Source organism: Pseudomonas sp. MWU13-3659 (genome assembly GCF_023757525.1).
GTDB classification, from domain to species: domain Bacteria; phylum Pseudomonadota; class Gammaproteobacteria; order Pseudomonadales; family Pseudomonadaceae; genus Aquipseudomonas; species Aquipseudomonas entomophila_E.
In genome coordinates this window covers 227,786-241,586 of record NZ_JAMSHW010000002.1, presented here as the reverse complement: position 1 = coordinate 241,586, position 13,801 = coordinate 227,786, and the positions used below count along the sequence as shown (strand labels likewise).

Genomic DNA, 13,801 nt, shown 5'->3' with positions numbered 1-13,801 from the left:
TGAACTCCTCCCTGTAGGAGCGGCCTTGTGCCGCGAAAGGGCTGCGCAGCAGCCCCGGCATTCCGTGCCGGGGCAAAGATTTTGGGGCCGCTGCGCGCCCCTTTCGCGGCACAAGGCCGCTCCTACAGGGTATTGCGACATGATTCACAGGCCCGACCTTTGGTCAGCCACCCGACTCGGGCGCGTTTTTCATGTATGATATGCGCCCTTCCAAAAGCCTGACTGTCCGAGAACACCCCATGCAGCTCTCCTCGCTCACTGCGGTTTCCCCTGTAGACGGCCGTTATGCCGGCAAAACCCAGGCCCTGCGCCCCATCTTCAGCGAATTCGGCCTGATCCGTTTCCGCGCCCTGGTCGAAGTGCGCTGGCTGCAGCGCCTGGCCGCCCACCCGCAGATCGGCGAAGTGCCGGCGTTCTCCGCCGAAGCCAACGCCCTGCTGGACAGCCTGGCCACCGATTTCAAGCTCGAGCACGCCGAACGCGTCAAAGAGATCGAGCGCACCACCAACCACGACGTCAAGGCCATCGAGTACCTGCTCAAGGAGCAGGCCGCTCAACTGCCTGAACTGGCCAAGGTCAGCGAATTCATCCACTTCGCCTGCACCAGCGAGGACATCAACAACCTGTCCCACGCCCTGATGCTGCGCGCCGGCCGTGACGACGTGCTGCTGCCGCTGATGCGCCAGATCGCCGAGGCCATCCGCGCCCTGGCCCACGCCCACGCCGAAGTACCCATGCTGTCGCGCACCCACGGCCAGCCGGCCTCGCCGACCACCCTGGGTAAAGAGCTGGCCAACGTCGTCTACCGCCTGGAGCGCCAGATCGCTCAGGTGGCCGCCGTGCCGCTGCTGGGCAAGATCAATGGCGCCGTGGGTAACTACAATGCCCACCTGTCGGCCTACTCGCAGATCGACTGGGAACAGAACGCCCGCGCCTTCATCGAGGACGAGCTGGGCCTGGTGTTCAACCCCTACACCACCCAGATCGAGCCGCACGACTACATCGCCGAGCTGTTCGACGCCATCGCCCGCTTCAACACCATCCTCATCGACTTCGACCGCGACGTCTGGGGCTACATCTCGCTGGGCTACTTCAAGCAGAAGACCGTCGCCGGCGAAATCGGCTCCTCGACCATGCCGCACAAGGTCAACCCGATCGACTTCGAGAACTCCGAAGGCAACCTGGGTATCGCCAACGCGCTGTTCCAGCACCTGGCCAGCAAGCTGCCGATCTCGCGCTGGCAGCGTGACCTGACCGATTCCACCGTGCTGCGCAACCTGGGCGTGGGCTTCGCCCACAGCGTCATCGCCTACGAAGCCAGCCTGAAAGGCATCGGCAAGCTGGAAGTCAACGCCGCCCGTATCGCCGCCGACCTGGACGCCTGCTGGGAAGTCCTGGCCGAGCCGATCCAGACCGTGATGCGCCGCTTCAACATCGAGAACCCCTACGAGAAGCTCAAGGAGCTGACCCGTGGCAAGGGCATCACCCCTGAAGCGCTGCTGACCTTCATCGACGGCCTGGACATGCCGGCCGAAGCCAAGGCCGAGCTCAAGCAACTGACCCCTGCCACCTACATTGGCAACGCCGTGGCCCAGGCCAAACGTATCTGACCTGCGCCCCGCGCTTAACGCCCGGCCTGGCCGGGCGTTTTTATTCCCGTCTGAAAACTACGTTTTTTCAATAGGTTGAACATGAATTCTGATACTCCACTGCAACTGCTGGGCGGCCTGACGGCCCGTGAATTCCTGCGCGACTACTGGCAGAAAAAGCCGCTGCTGGTGCGTCAGGCCTTCCCCGACTTCGTCAGCCCCATCGACGCCGACGAGCTGGCCGGCCTGGCCCTGGAAGAAGAAGTCGAGTCGCGCCTGGTGCTCGAACACGGCGAGCGCCCGTGGGAGCTGCGCCGCGGACCGTTTGCCGAGGACGCCTTCGCCGACCTGCCCGAGCGTGACTGGACCCTGCTGGTACAGGCGGTCGACCAGTTCGTCCCGGAAGTGGCCGAGCTGCTCGAAGAATTCCGCTTCCTGCCCAGCTGGCGTATCGATGACGTGATGATCAGCTACGCGGCCCCCGGTGGCAGCGTCGGCCCGCACTTCGACAACTACGACGTGTTCCTGCTGCAGGCCGATGGCAAGCGCAACTGGAAAGTCGGCCAGATGTGCAACAGCGACAGCGCGCTGATCGACCACGCCGACCTGCGCATCCTCGCCGAATTCGAGCAGAGCGACGAGTGGACCCTGGAGCCCGGCGACATGCTCTACCTGCCACCGCGCCTGGCCCACTACGGTGTTGCCGAGGGCGAGTGCATGACCTATTCGGTCGGTTTCCGTGCCCCGAGCGCGGCCGAAGTGCTGACCCACTTCACCGATTTCCTTGGCCAGTTCCTGCCGGACGAAGAGCGCTACAGCGATGCCGACGCCCAGCCGGTCAGCGACCCGCACCAGATCCAGCACGACGCCCTGGACCGCCTGAAGGCCCTGATCGACAAGCACATGGCCGACAAGGACCTGCTGCTGACCTGGTTCGGCCAGTTCATGACCGAGCCGCGCTACCCCGAGCAGGTGGTAGGCGAGGAGCTGTCCGAACAAGAGTTGCTCGACTACCTCGGCCAAGGCGCCATCCTGATCCGCAACCCGAGCGCACGCCTGGCCTGGTCGGAGTTCGGCGACGACCTGCTGCTGTTCGCCAGCGGCCGCAGCTGCCCGCTGCCAGGGAAACTGCGCGAACTGCTGAAACTGATCTGCTCCGCCGACGCCCTGCACAGCGAAAACCTGGCCGAGTGGCTGCAGGACGAAGAGGGCCTGATGCTGGTCCAGCAGCTGGTCATGCAAGGCAGCCTGGGGTTCGCCGATGAATAAGATCAGCGTTCGACTGGCCGACTGGCACAAGGACAACGCCGATATCCACCGTATCCGCAGCGCCGTGTTCGTCGCCGAGCAGCATGTGCCGCCGGAACTGGAGTTCGACGCCGAAGACCCGAGCGCCGTGCACTTCCTGGCCATGGAAGGCGACTACCCGATCGGTACCGCGCGCCTGTTGCCCGATGGCACTATCGGCCGGGTGTCGGTGCTCAAGGACTGGCGCGGCTTGAAGGTGGGTGATGCGTTGATGCAGGCAGTGATCGTCGAGGCGCAGAACCGCGACCTCAAGCAGCAAATGCTCAGTGCCCAGGTGCATGCCACGCCGTTCTACGAGCGCCTGGGGTTCCGCGTGGTCAGCGAGGAGTTCCTCGAGGCCGGGATCCCGCACGTGGACATGGTGCGCGACTCGCGCGAGATCGCCTGAGCCCAAATGTGAGATGTCGCCCTGTGCGTAGGAGCGGCCTTGTGCCGCGAAAGGGCTGCGTAGCAGCCCCGGCGCTTCACGTTTCGCCTGCAAAACCCAGGGGCCGCCTTGCGGCCCTTTCGCGGCGCAAGGCCGCTCCTACACCCTACGCTCAGGCAATCACAACCTGGCCATCCCCCAGTGACTGCGCGGCAATCCCCACCAGCGTCACGCTGTCGGCACCGAACTTCAGCACCAGGTCATTGCCCACCTGGCTGGCATGATCACGCCAGGCCGGCGCAGCCGTGCCGCCCTCCACGCCCATGAACACCAGGCGGTCCTGGCCAGTGAAGTCGAGCACCTGGTCCTGACCGAAGTGGCCGCTGAACAGGAACGTATCGCGCCCCGCCCCGCCACTGAGCACATCGTTGCCGCTGCCACCGACCAGCACGTCATTGCCCGCGCCACCCTGCAGCCGGTCATCCCCGCCCAGGCCGAACAACCACTGCCCCTGGTTCCCCGCCACCAGCTGGTCACCCGCCTGGCTGCCACTGATCGACGCTGCGTAGGGGTTGAGCTTGCCACTGTTCAGCAACCCATCCACACCGAGCTGATGAGTCACCTCCTTGGTGAAGATCACCAGGCTCGGCTCCTTGCTGACCAGGTTCTCGACACTGTGCAACTGGCTGATGCCGCCCACGGCGTCCTGCACATACACCGTGCCCTCGCCGTCGCGGGCGATGCTCAGGTTGGCCAGTGAATCCTGCAGCTTGAGCGTGTCATGCCCGTCGCCGCCATCGATCAGGTTGAAGCCGCCATCATCACGGAAGGTGTCGTTGCCGGCACGTCCTTCGAGGTAGTCGTTGCCACGCCCACCATGGATCAGGTCGTCCTTGTCGGTACCAATGATGAAGGTGCTGCCCTTGTGCGGCTCGGCGTTGCGGTTGAGGTCCTCGACCCAGGTCGAGCCCCGGGTCGTATCGGACAGGTTGCTGACCACCACGGTCGAGTCGCGGGTGGTCCATTGATAGAAGGAAGAGTCCACCACTCGCCCCAGCCCATCGGTGTAGGCGGCCGGCAAGTGCGCCAGCCAGGTGGCGATGTTGGCGATGGAGAACGGCAGCAGGTTCCAGGCGTCGGAGGCGTAATGATCGTTGAAGTTGACGATGTTGTTGGTGGCCGAGGCCTTGGCGCCATCGTGCACGCCAGCGGTGCCCCATGTGACCGAGGTGCCGTCGAGCACACGGAACACCGGGTCGTTCTCGTAGCCAATGTTAAGCACCTTGTTGGCGTCGGCAGCCTGGGTCGGCGAGGCGAAGGCAACGTAGCGCGAATCCTGGTAGAAGCCGCCCCAGCGCGAGGTGCTGAGGTCTGCCAGGCTGTTCACCGCCAGGCCGCCAAGGCTGTGGCCACTGACGGTGACATCGGCGCCGCTCAGGCCGTTGGCCTTGGCGAACGCCGCCACATTGTCGAGCAGGCGGCCGAAGGCATTGCCGGTGTAGTCGCGGGCATAGCCCGGTGGCCCGAACGCCGCCAACAGGTCGTTGATCACATCGCCGATGGTATCGCCAACCAGCACTTCCCGTGGCCCACCGGTGCCGCGAAAGGCGATGCCGATGCCCGTCAGATGGCCTTCGACGTCGTAGCGGCCCATGACTTCAGCCTGTGCCGTGGTATAGCCGGCGTTTTCACCATAGAAGGTACCCCGCGCATCGGTCTTGCCCTGGTAGCCCAGCTGCGCGGCGCTGATCGGGTTCCAGCCGATTGCCTTGGCGTTGGCCAGGGCCTTGGCTTCGGCGTCCGGGTTCCAGGGGATGCCGGGGATCACGCCCTGGCTGTCGGTGCCGCCGATCAGTGCCTTGACCAGCGTTGCCGGCAAGCCTAGGCCGAAGCCATGCTGCTGGTAGCCTGCGGCGAATCCATCGTCGATACCATGGTAGGCGTACATCGCCAGGGCCATGGCATCCTTGTAGAGGGCGGAAGAGGCAGAGCTGCCAAGTTGGCGGTAATCAAATACGGGCATTGGATACATCCCTGTTCGTTGTAGGTAGGACGCCCCAGCGACATCGTCCTTTGACACGACTAAAGGGCGAAAGGCAAAGCTGGCACGCAGTGCCACATGATTCAAGCCCCAGGAAGTGGCAACCCCGCCAAAATCGCGGGCAAAAAAACTGTACATGCATACAGATAAAACTTGCCTGCGCGCCCTGCCTTGCGCATCCTAGTGCCCATTCCCACCGATCAAGCGTTGCGGCCATGCGCCTCTTTCTCTGCGAAAAACCCTCCCAGGCAAAAGACATCGCCAAGGTACTCGGCGCCCAGCGCCGGGGCGACGGCTGCTGGCAAGGCACCGATGTCTGCGTGACCTGGTGCATTGGCCACCTGCTGGAAACCGCCCCGCCCGACAGCTACGACGAGCGCTACAAGCGCTGGTCGCTCGACGACCTGCCGATCATCCCCGAGAAGTGGAAGATGACCGTCAAGCCCAAGACCGCCAGCCAGTACAAAGCGGTCAAGCGCCTGCTCGGCGAGGCCCGCGAACTGGTAATCGCCACCGACGCCGACCGCGAGGGCGAGATGATCGCCCGCGAGCTGGTCGAACATTGCCGCTACCGGGGGCCGATCCAGCGCCTGTGGCTGTCGGCCCTGGACGACGCCTCGATCCGCAAGGCGCTGGCGCGCCTGCTGCCCGGCCAGGAAACCTTCAACCTCTACCACTCCGCGCTGGGCCGCTCGCGGGCCGACTGGCTGATCGGCATGAACATGAGCCGCCTGTTCACCCTGCTCGGGCGCCAGTCCGGCTATCAAGGTGTGTTGCCCGTGGGGCGGGTGCAGACACCGACGCTGCGCCTGGTGGTGGACCGTGACCGCAGCATCGCCGATTTCGTGCCGGTGCCTTTCTGGGCCATTGACGTGCAGTTGGAAAGTGCCGGCAATGTGTTCAACGCTCAATGGCGCGCGCCGGAGGATGCCTGTGATGACCAGGGCCGTTGCCTGAGGCAGGCCCTGGCGCAACAGGCCGCCCATGCCATGCAGGCAGCCGGCAGCGCCCGAGTGACGAAGATCGCCACCGAGCGTGTCCGCGAAGCCGCGCCCCTGCCCTTCGACCTGGGCACCCTGCAAGAGGTCTGCTCGAAGAAACTGGGGCTCGGTGCCCAGGAGACACTGGACATCGCCCAGGCGCTGTACGAAACCCACAAGCTCATCACCTATCCGCGCAGCGACAGCGGTTACCTGCCCCTCAGCCAGCATGGCGAGGCACCGGGCATCCTCGCCGCGCTGCAACGGGCCGACGGCAGCCTTGCCCCGCTGCAGCCGTACCTGGACCCGCAACGGCGCTCACGGGCCTGGAACGACCAGAAGGTCAGCGCCCACCACGGCATCATCCCCACCGCCGCCGCCAGTGACCCGTCGCGCCTGCCGCCGAAGTACAAGGCGGTGTACACCCTGATTCGCGCCCGCTACCTCGCCCAGTTCCTGCCCAACCACGAGTACGACCGCACCCAGGCCGATTTTGATTGTGCCGGGCACACGCTGCGGGCGGTCGGCAAGCAGATCATCGAGCCGGGCTGGCGCCGTGCGCTGCCTGAGGCATTGACTCCCACAAAGGGCCGCGAAGCGCCACCGGCCCAGGTGCTGCCAGCATTACGCGACGGACAGCACTGCGCAGTGCATGACTTGCAGCTCAAGGACCTGTGGACACAGCCCCCCAAGCCGTTTACCGAAGGCGACCTGATCAAGGCCATGAAGAACGTCGCCAAGCTGGTGGACGACCCATTGCTCAAGCAGAAGCTCAAGGAAACCACCGGCATCGGCACCGAAGCGACTCGCGCGAGCATCATCCAGGGCTTGCTCGACCGCGGCTACCTGGTCAAGAACGGCAAGGCGCTGTCGGCGACACCGGCGGCCTTCAGCCTGATCGATGCCGTGCCCCGGGCCATCGCCGACCCCGGCACCACGGCGATCTGGGAACAGGCGCTGGACATGGTACAGAGTGGCGAAATGAGCCTGGACGAGTTCGTCACCCGGCAGTCGGCGTGGATGGGCAAGCTGGTGCAGCGCTGCAGCGGCATGCGCCTGAACATCACCGGGCCGGCGGCAGGCAAGGCCACGGCGCCCTGGAAGAAGAAGCGCAAGGGCACGGGTAAAGGCAAGGCAACAGGTGCAGGAGCCAAAGCAATGGCAGGAAAGCCAAGGCAGCCACGGCGCAAAGCGGCAACCTAACAGCCCTGTTGTTCATGGCTGTAGGCCGCTGCCGGTGCGGCGCTGCGTGGGTCATGTGGGAGCGGGCTTGTGTCGCGAAAGGGCTGCAGAGCAGTCCCCGGATCACATCGTCAACCTGAAGGGAAAGACGATCGACTGGCGCGGTGAAAATTCTTGTCTATATTTTCATGAAAATAATCATAAGAATTTTCACGAGCCCCTGACATGTTCAAACAATCCGCCCAGCACGTCGCCAGCTACTACGCCCAGACCTACCCCGCCCCCATCCCCTTGCGCCCTACCCTGCAAGGCTCCGTCGACACCGATGTACTGATCATCGGCGCCGGTTTCAGTGGCCTGCACACCGCCCTGCGCCTGGCCCTGGCCAGCAAGCGCGTGACCCTGCTGGAGGCCAGCCGGGTGGCCTGGGCGGCATCCGGGCGCAACGGCGGCCAGGCGTTGCTCGGCTGGTCGTGCGACATGCCGCCCCTGCTCAAGGCCCTTGGCCTGGAACGCGGGCGCCGCCTGTGGGACAGCATGTGCTGGGCCGCTCGGGAAATGCGCGAGTTACCCCAACGCCACGGTTTCGATGTCGACTACCGCCTCGGAAGCCTGTGGACCGCGGTGCTGCCGCGCCGGGTCAAGCTGCTGGAGGAAGCCCGTCGCGAAGCGCAGGACACACTCCACTACGATTGCCTGCGCCTGATCGGCCGCGATGAACTACCCGAGTGGATCGACAGCCCGCGTTATCAGGCCGCCCTGTACGACCCCAACGGTGCCCACCTCAACCCGTTGAAACTGGCCCAGGGGCTGGCGGCCACGATCGAGGCGGCCGGAGGCGACATCTTCGAACAGAGCCAGGTGCTCGACTACCAGGAACACGCAGGCGGCTTCGTGGCCCGCACCGCCGCAGGTGAAGTGCGCAGCCGCGTACTGGTGCTGGCCTGCAATGCCTACATCGACCGCCTCGACCGCACCCTCTCGCGCCGCCTGCTGCCGGTAGGCTCCTACCAGGTGGCCACCGCGCCACTCGAGGCAGGCCTCGCCGCCTCGCTGCTGCCACGCAACAGTTGCGTGATCGATAACCAGTTCATCCCCGACTACCTCCGCCTCACCCCCGATCACCGCCTGCTGTTCGGTGGCGGATGCACCTACCTGGGCGGCATCCCCAAGGATGTCGCCGCCGCCACCCGCCCTTGCCTGGAGCGGGTGTTCCCGCAACTCAAGGGCGTGGCCATCGAGCACGCCTGGGGTGGGCATATCGACTGCAGCCTCCAACGCACGCCGGATATCGGCCGCCAGGGCCAGCGCTACTGGCTGCAGGGTTTCTCCGGGCACGGCGTGCTGCCGACCCTGGCCGGGGCGCGCGCGGTCAGCGACGCTATCCTCGGCGACGAGGACCTGCTGGCGTTGTACCAGGGTATCGACAATGGCCGCTTCCTCGGTGGCGACCTGCTGGCTGCCCCGCTGGAGGCCGCGGCCAAGGCCTGGTACAGGATGCGCGATCATGTCTGAACCATGTGAAGCATTCGAAGACCTGGCGCGCCTGGTTCGCGACCTGCGCAAGCACCGAGGCTTCACCCTGGATGATCTGGCCACGCGGGTGAACCGTTCCGTGGGCTTTCTCTCCCAGGTGGAGCGGGGACTGTCACGCCCCACCGTGGCCGACCTCACCGCCATCAGCGAAGCGTTGCAGGTACCCACCACCTATTTCTACCAGGCGGTACCACCGAGGGAGATCGACTGGGTCACCCGCCCCGGCGAACGGCGCACCCTGTATTACGCCGCCGGGGTTACCGATGTTCTGGTCTCGCCGACGCTCACCGGCCGCTTCGCCATGCTCGAAAGCCACTTGGCACCGGGCGCCAGCAGTGGCGAGGGGCATTTGGACGACAGCTCGGAGCAAGGTGGTTTTGTCCTCGAAGGCGAGCTGACTCTCTGGCTGCACGGCCATGAAGCGGCCGTGACCTTGCATCCCAACGACAGCTTCCAGTTGCCACCGCACAGCCAGTTTCGCTACGCCAACCTGACGTCCCTGGTGACGCGTGTGCTTTGGGTATTTCGTTGATGGCACGGCTTGGTTGCCTGGGCCCGTCGCCGCGGTGGGAGCAACCGTGTTGTGTCGACTGGGCGGGCCCATTCGCCGGCAAAGCCGGCTCCTACAGGTGCCGCGTTGACCTTGAAGCTGACGATCACTGAATCTTGTTTCATTGCAATGGAGCACACGATGACCACGAACCACAGCTTGCTCGACGAAGTCCGTGCCTTCCGCTCACAGCATCCTGACGTGCGCTATGTCGACTTGATCAGCCTGGACATTCCTGGCCACTTCTACGGCAAGCGCTACCCCATCGACATGCTGGACAAGGTCGCCGCCGGCAGCCCCCTGAAGCTGCCGCAGAACTGCGTGTTGCTGGGTGTCCAGGGCGGGCTGTTCCCGATCGGCGACTACTGCTTCAACGACGGCGACCCGGACGCCCTGCGCCGCCTGGTACCAGGCACGCTCAAGCCGGTGAGCTGGGAGCGCGAGCCACTGGGCCAGATGTTGATCACGTCCGATGGCACCGCCGCGCCCATCGAGTTCGAACCCCGCGAAGTGCTCGCCCGTGTGTTGCAGCGCCTGGCGCGACGAGGCATCCGCCCGGTGGTGGCGTTCGAGCTGGAGTTCTACCTGTTCGACCGCGCGCTCAAGGAAGGCCTGCCACAGTTTCCCCACGACCCGCTCAGCAATGACGTCGACGACCAACCCAACCTGCACATCGAACGCCTGTCGCGCTTCTCCGATGTGCTGCGCGAGATGGTCGAGGCCGCCAACGCCCAAGGCGTGGACGCCAACGTCATCACCGCAGAGCTGGGGCCGGGCCAGTTCGAGATCAATTTCGGCCACTGCGACGATGGCCTGCGCGCCGCCGACTGGGCGGCGATGTTCTGCCGCAGTACCCGAGGCGTGGCGCTGAAACACGGGTTGCGCGCTTCATTCATGAGCAAGCCCTACCTGCAGGCGCCAGGCAGCGGCATGCACGTGCATGTCAGCCTCTACGACCGAGATGGCAACAACCTGCTCGCCGCCGACCAGCAACGCCCGCTGCGCCACGCCGTGTCTGGCTGCCTGGCGCTGCTGCCGCACTGCATGCCAATCTTCGCCGCCAACCACAATGCGTTCCGCCGCTATGGCGCCATGGTCAATGCCGCCAGCCGCGCCAGCTGGGGCTTCGAGGATCGCGACGCGTGTATCCGCATCCCAGAGTCGGACCCACGCAACCTGCGCATCGAGCATCGGCTGGCAGGGGCGGATGCCAACCCATATCTGGTGCTGGCGGCGATCCTGTGTGGGATGGAGCATGGGCTGGATGCCGCGCAGGAACCTATCGCGCCATTGAACGAGAACCGTGGCAGCGGCATCGATTTTCCCAAGGATATGCTTGGCGCGGTGGCGGCCATGCGCGCGCATCCGGTGGTGAATGAAGGGCTGGGGGCGGAGTTCGTCATGGTGTATTGCGAGAACAAGCGCCAGGATCACCTGGCGTTCATGCAGGAGGTCAGTGCGCGGGAATATCGGTGGTTCCTGTAAGGCCCTGTTCGCCGGCAAGCCGGCTCCTACGGAGGGCCTTGTAGGAGCCGGCTTGCCGGCGAACAAGGCCGACGCTGGCAACTCAACCTGCCGAGGATTACCATGTACCGCCTCTAGCGCGGCCTTTTGCCGCACCCCGCCGTCCAGCCAGCCCAAGCCCCCATGCCCTTCGAACTCACCGTAGAACCGCTCACCCTGCTGATCCTCGCCCTGGTCGCCTTCGTCGCCGGTTTCATCGATGCCATCGCCGGCGGCGGCGGCCTGCTGACCACCCCGGCCCTGCTGACCGCCGGTATGCCCCCGCACCTGGTGCTGGGCACCAACAAGCTCAGCTCGACCTTCGGCGCGGCCACCGCCAGCATCACCTACTACCGGCGCAAGCTGTTTCACCCGGCGCAATGGCGCCTGGCGATTCTCGGCACGCTGGTGGGCGCGCTGATCGGCGCGGTGGCCGCCCACTACATGCCGGCGGAATGGCTGAACAAGATGCTGCCGGTGATCGTCTTCGCCTGCGGCGTGTACCTGCTGTTCGGTGGCACGCCCAAGGCACCGCTGGACGCCGACGCGCCGATCAAGCGCAAATGGCAGTTTCCCCAGGGCTTCTCGCTGGGCTTCTATGACGGCGTGGCCGGCCCCGGTACCGGCGCGTTCTGGACCGTGAGCACGCTGCTGCTCTACCCCATCGACCTGGTCCGCGCCAGCGGCGTGGCGCGCAGCATGAACTTCGTCAGCAACATCGCGGCGCTGACGGTGTTCGTCATTTCCGGGCAGGTGGACTACATCGTCGGCCTGTGCATGGGCCTGTCGGTGATGGTGGGTGCTTTCTTTGGTGCACGCACAGCGATCAGCGGCGGCAGCAAGTTCATCCGCCCGGTGTTCATCACCGTGGTGTTGGCGTTGACCGTTCGCCTGGCGTGGCAGCATTGGTTCGGTCAGGCCTGATACGGCGTCACCTCATTCGGTGTGGAAGTAACGGTCTTGCGGCGTGTTCGGGATTTACGTTCACCCCTGTAGGAGCGGCTTTAGCCGCTCCTACAGGAATCGCGGCGGCGTCAGGCCGGCAGCACAGGCTCCGCCAACCCCAGGCGCCGCGCTACGTACAGGTCGATCAGGTAACGGGCGATGGAGCGCCCGGCCGGTAATGGCGGCAGGTCGTGGACGTTGAACCATTGGGCGTCCTCAATCTCGTCCGGCTGCATGACGATCTCCCCGCCCGCGTACTCGGCATGGAAACCCAGCATCATCGAGTGCGGGAACGGCCAGCATTGGCTGCCCACGTACTGGATGTTCTTCACCTCGATCGCCACTTCTTCACGGACCTCACGCACCAGACAATCCTCGGCGGCTTCGCCCGGTTCGGCGAAGCCGGCCAGGGTGCTGTACACGCCGGTGACGAAGCGTGGCGAGCGGGCCAGCAGCACCTCGTCGCCACGGGTGATCAACACGATCATGCTGGGTGAAATGCGCGGGTAGCTGCGCAGGTCGCACGGCTGGCAATACATCGCCCGCTCCCAGTGGATCTGCGTCATGGGTTGCCCGCAGCTGCCGCAAAAACGGTGCTCGCGGGCCCAGGTGCCGATCTGCGCGGCGTAGCCCAGCACCTTGTAAGTGTCGAAATCGCCTTCGAGCATGAACCGGCGCAGCCCTTGCCAGTGGCAACCCTGGACTTCGCTGGCGGTGCGCAGCTCCAGCAGGAACACCGGCTGGCCGTCGAAATGGCCGATGCCGTGCTCGCACAGCACATCCAGTTCCTGGCGCTTGAGCCAATCGCGGGGAAACAGCGCGCCGTTGGCGTCCACCAGGAACCCCTCCGGGCTGCGGGCGACGGCCCAGCCTCCGGTGGTCTGCGGGTCGAGTACTGCGGTTGTCCAGCGTGCTGACATGGTTCAGGGCCCCTTGAAGACGCCCGCCGCGAGGTCAGTCGGCGAACGTCGGTTGCTGTTTGCTCATGTGGGCGGCCACGGCCACGCGCAGGTCTTCGGACTGCAGCATGGCGGCGTTCCAGGTGGCGATGTACTCCAGGCCATCGTCGATGCGATGGTCACGCATGTAGCTGAGCATCTCCTTGGTGCCGGCCACCGCGACCGGTGATTTTGCGGCAATTTCCCGGGCGATGGCAAAGACCCCGTCGAGCAGCGCCGCCTGGTCAGCGTAGACACGGTTGACCAGGCCGATGCGCAGCGCCTCGTCGGCGTCCACGTTGCGCCCGGTGTAGGCCAGCTCGCGCAGAATGCCGTCGCCGATGATACGCGGCAGACGTTGCAAAGTGCCGACATCGGCGGCCATGCCCATGTCGATCTCCTTGATCGAGAACTGCGCGTCGCTGGCGCAGTAGCGCATGTCGCAGGCCGAGACCAGGTCGATGGCGCCACCAATGCAGTAACCCTGGATCGCCGCCAGCACCGGCTTGCGGCAATTGTCCACGGCATTGAACGAGCTTTGCAGGCGCAGGATGGTGTGGCGCAGCAGGCGGGCGTTGCGGCCGACGTCCTTGCCCATCTGGCCGGCCAGCGAGGCCAGCATCATCAGGTCGATGCCCGAGGAGAAATGCTTGCCCGCACCGCTGATGACCACCGCGCGCACTGCGTCGGTATCGTCGATCCACTGGAAGATGTCGACGATCTCCTCCCAGAACGCGGCATTCATCGCGTTGATCTTTTCCGGGCGGTTGATTTGCACGTGGGCGATGTTGTCGGTCAGTTCGACCTTGAACGCGGTGTAGTCGGTCACGGACGGCACTCCTGTGGGGAAAGGGTTCACAGT

The 13,801-nt window shown here is 65.2% G+C and carries 11 protein-coding genes; 8 read left to right on the top strand and 3 right to left on the bottom strand.

The genetic code is table 11. From position 1 onward, the window contains the following. Nucleotides 1-239 precede the first annotated feature (239 nt). The 3 genes from purB to NGM28_RS03445 all read left to right on the top strand — a co-directional run bounded on the left by purB (nt 240) and on the right by NGM28_RS03445 (nt 3,285). On the top strand, nt 240-1,610 hold the full coding sequence (gene purB / locus NGM28_RS03455) for an adenylosuccinate lyase (RefSeq protein WP_252088693.1): 1,371 nt from the start codon (nt 240-242) through the stop codon (nt 1,608-1,610). 81 nt (nt 1,611-1,691) lie between these two features. Then, a complete protein-coding gene (locus NGM28_RS03450; RefSeq protein WP_252088692.1) occupies nt 1,692-2,858 on the top strand; it encodes a ribosomal protein uL16 3-hydroxylase in 1,167 nt (388 codons plus the stop codon). Continuing rightward, a complete protein-coding gene (locus tag NGM28_RS03445; RefSeq protein WP_252088691.1) occupies nt 2,851-3,285 on the top strand; it encodes a GNAT family N-acetyltransferase in 435 nt (144 codons plus the stop codon). The genes NGM28_RS03450 and NGM28_RS03445 overlap by 8 nt, the downstream gene beginning before the upstream one ends. Before the next feature lie 151 nt (nt 3,286-3,436). Here NGM28_RS03445 and NGM28_RS03440 read toward each other — a convergent pair whose 3' ends face one another. Then, on the bottom strand, nt 3,437-5,287 hold the full coding sequence (locus tag NGM28_RS03440) for a polyurethane esterase (RefSeq protein ID WP_252088690.1): 1,851 nt from the start codon (nt 5,285-5,287) through the stop codon (nt 3,437-3,439). 233 nt (nt 5,288-5,520) lie between these two features. Here NGM28_RS03440 and NGM28_RS03435 point away from each other — a divergent pair, with 233 nt between their 5' ends. From NGM28_RS03435 to NGM28_RS03415, 5 genes are all read left to right on the top strand, one after another. Continuing rightward, the gene (locus NGM28_RS03435; RefSeq protein ID WP_252088689.1) at nt 5,521-7,488 is read left to right on the top strand and encodes a DNA topoisomerase III; all 1,968 of its coding nucleotides are present in this window, start codon (nt 5,521-5,523) and stop codon (nt 7,486-7,488) included. 204 nt (nt 7,489-7,692) lie between these two features. Next, entirely contained in the window at nt 7,693-8,982 is a 1,290-nt protein-coding gene (locus tag NGM28_RS03430; RefSeq protein ID WP_252088688.1) for an NAD(P)/FAD-dependent oxidoreductase, read from the top strand. Continuing rightward, the gene (locus tag NGM28_RS03425) at nt 8,975-9,535 is read left to right on the top strand and encodes a helix-turn-helix domain-containing protein (protein WP_252088687.1); all 561 of its coding nucleotides are present in this window, start codon (nt 8,975-8,977) and stop codon (nt 9,533-9,535) included. The genes NGM28_RS03430 and NGM28_RS03425 overlap by 8 nt, the downstream gene beginning before the upstream one ends. 159 nt (nt 9,536-9,694) lie before the next feature. Beyond that, nucleotides 9,695-11,038, top strand: a complete 1,344-nt coding sequence (locus NGM28_RS03420; RefSeq protein ID WP_252088686.1) for a glutamine synthetase family protein — start codon at nt 9,695-9,697, stop codon at nt 11,036-11,038. Nucleotides 11,039-11,200: 162 nt separating this feature from the next. Beyond that, entirely contained in the window at nt 11,201-11,980 is a 780-nt protein-coding gene (locus NGM28_RS03415; RefSeq protein ID WP_240063367.1) for a TSUP family transporter, read from the top strand. Between the two features lie 110 nt (nt 11,981-12,090). On the opposite strand, the gene nudC is transcribed toward NGM28_RS03415, so the two are convergent. After that, a complete protein-coding gene (nudC, locus tag NGM28_RS03410; protein WP_252088685.1) occupies nt 12,091-12,921 on the bottom strand; it encodes an NAD(+) diphosphatase in 831 nt (276 codons plus the stop codon). 34 nt (nt 12,922-12,955) lie between these two features. Next, entirely contained in the window at nt 12,956-13,768 is an 813-nt protein-coding gene (locus NGM28_RS03405) for a crotonase/enoyl-CoA hydratase family protein (protein ID WP_252088684.1), read from the bottom strand. Between the last annotated feature and the right edge of the window lie 33 nt (nt 13,769-13,801).

What these genes read in the sequence shown, in the direction of transcription:
- nudC (WP_252088685.1), bottom strand. Translation starts at nt 12,921, where the DNA reads ATGTCAGCACGCTGGACAACCGCAGTACTCGACCCGCAGACCACCGGA.
- NGM28_RS03435 (WP_252088689.1), top strand. Translation starts at nt 5,521, where the DNA reads ATGCGCCTCTTTCTCTGCGAAAAACCCTCCCAGGCAAAAGACATCGCC.
- NGM28_RS03420 (WP_252088686.1), top strand. Translation starts at nt 9,695, where the DNA reads ATGACCACGAACCACAGCTTGCTCGACGAAGTCCGTGCCTTCCGCTCA.
- NGM28_RS03445 (WP_252088691.1), top strand. Translation starts at nt 2,851, where the DNA reads ATGAATAAGATCAGCGTTCGACTGGCCGACTGGCACAAGGACAACGCC.
- NGM28_RS03430 (WP_252088688.1), top strand. Translation starts at nt 7,693, where the DNA reads ATGTTCAAACAATCCGCCCAGCACGTCGCCAGCTACTACGCCCAGACC.
- NGM28_RS03440 (WP_252088690.1), bottom strand. Translation starts at nt 5,287, where the DNA reads ATGCCCGTATTTGATTACCGCCAACTTGGCAGCTCTGCCTCTTCCGCC.
- purB (WP_252088693.1), top strand. Translation starts at nt 240, where the DNA reads ATGCAGCTCTCCTCGCTCACTGCGGTTTCCCCTGTAGACGGCCGTTAT.
- NGM28_RS03450 (WP_252088692.1), top strand. Translation starts at nt 1,692, where the DNA reads ATGAATTCTGATACTCCACTGCAACTGCTGGGCGGCCTGACGGCCCGT.
- NGM28_RS03415 (WP_240063367.1), top strand. Translation starts at nt 11,201, where the DNA reads ATGCCCTTCGAACTCACCGTAGAACCGCTCACCCTGCTGATCCTCGCC.
- NGM28_RS03425 (WP_252088687.1), top strand. Translation starts at nt 8,975, where the DNA reads ATGTCTGAACCATGTGAAGCATTCGAAGACCTGGCGCGCCTGGTTCGC.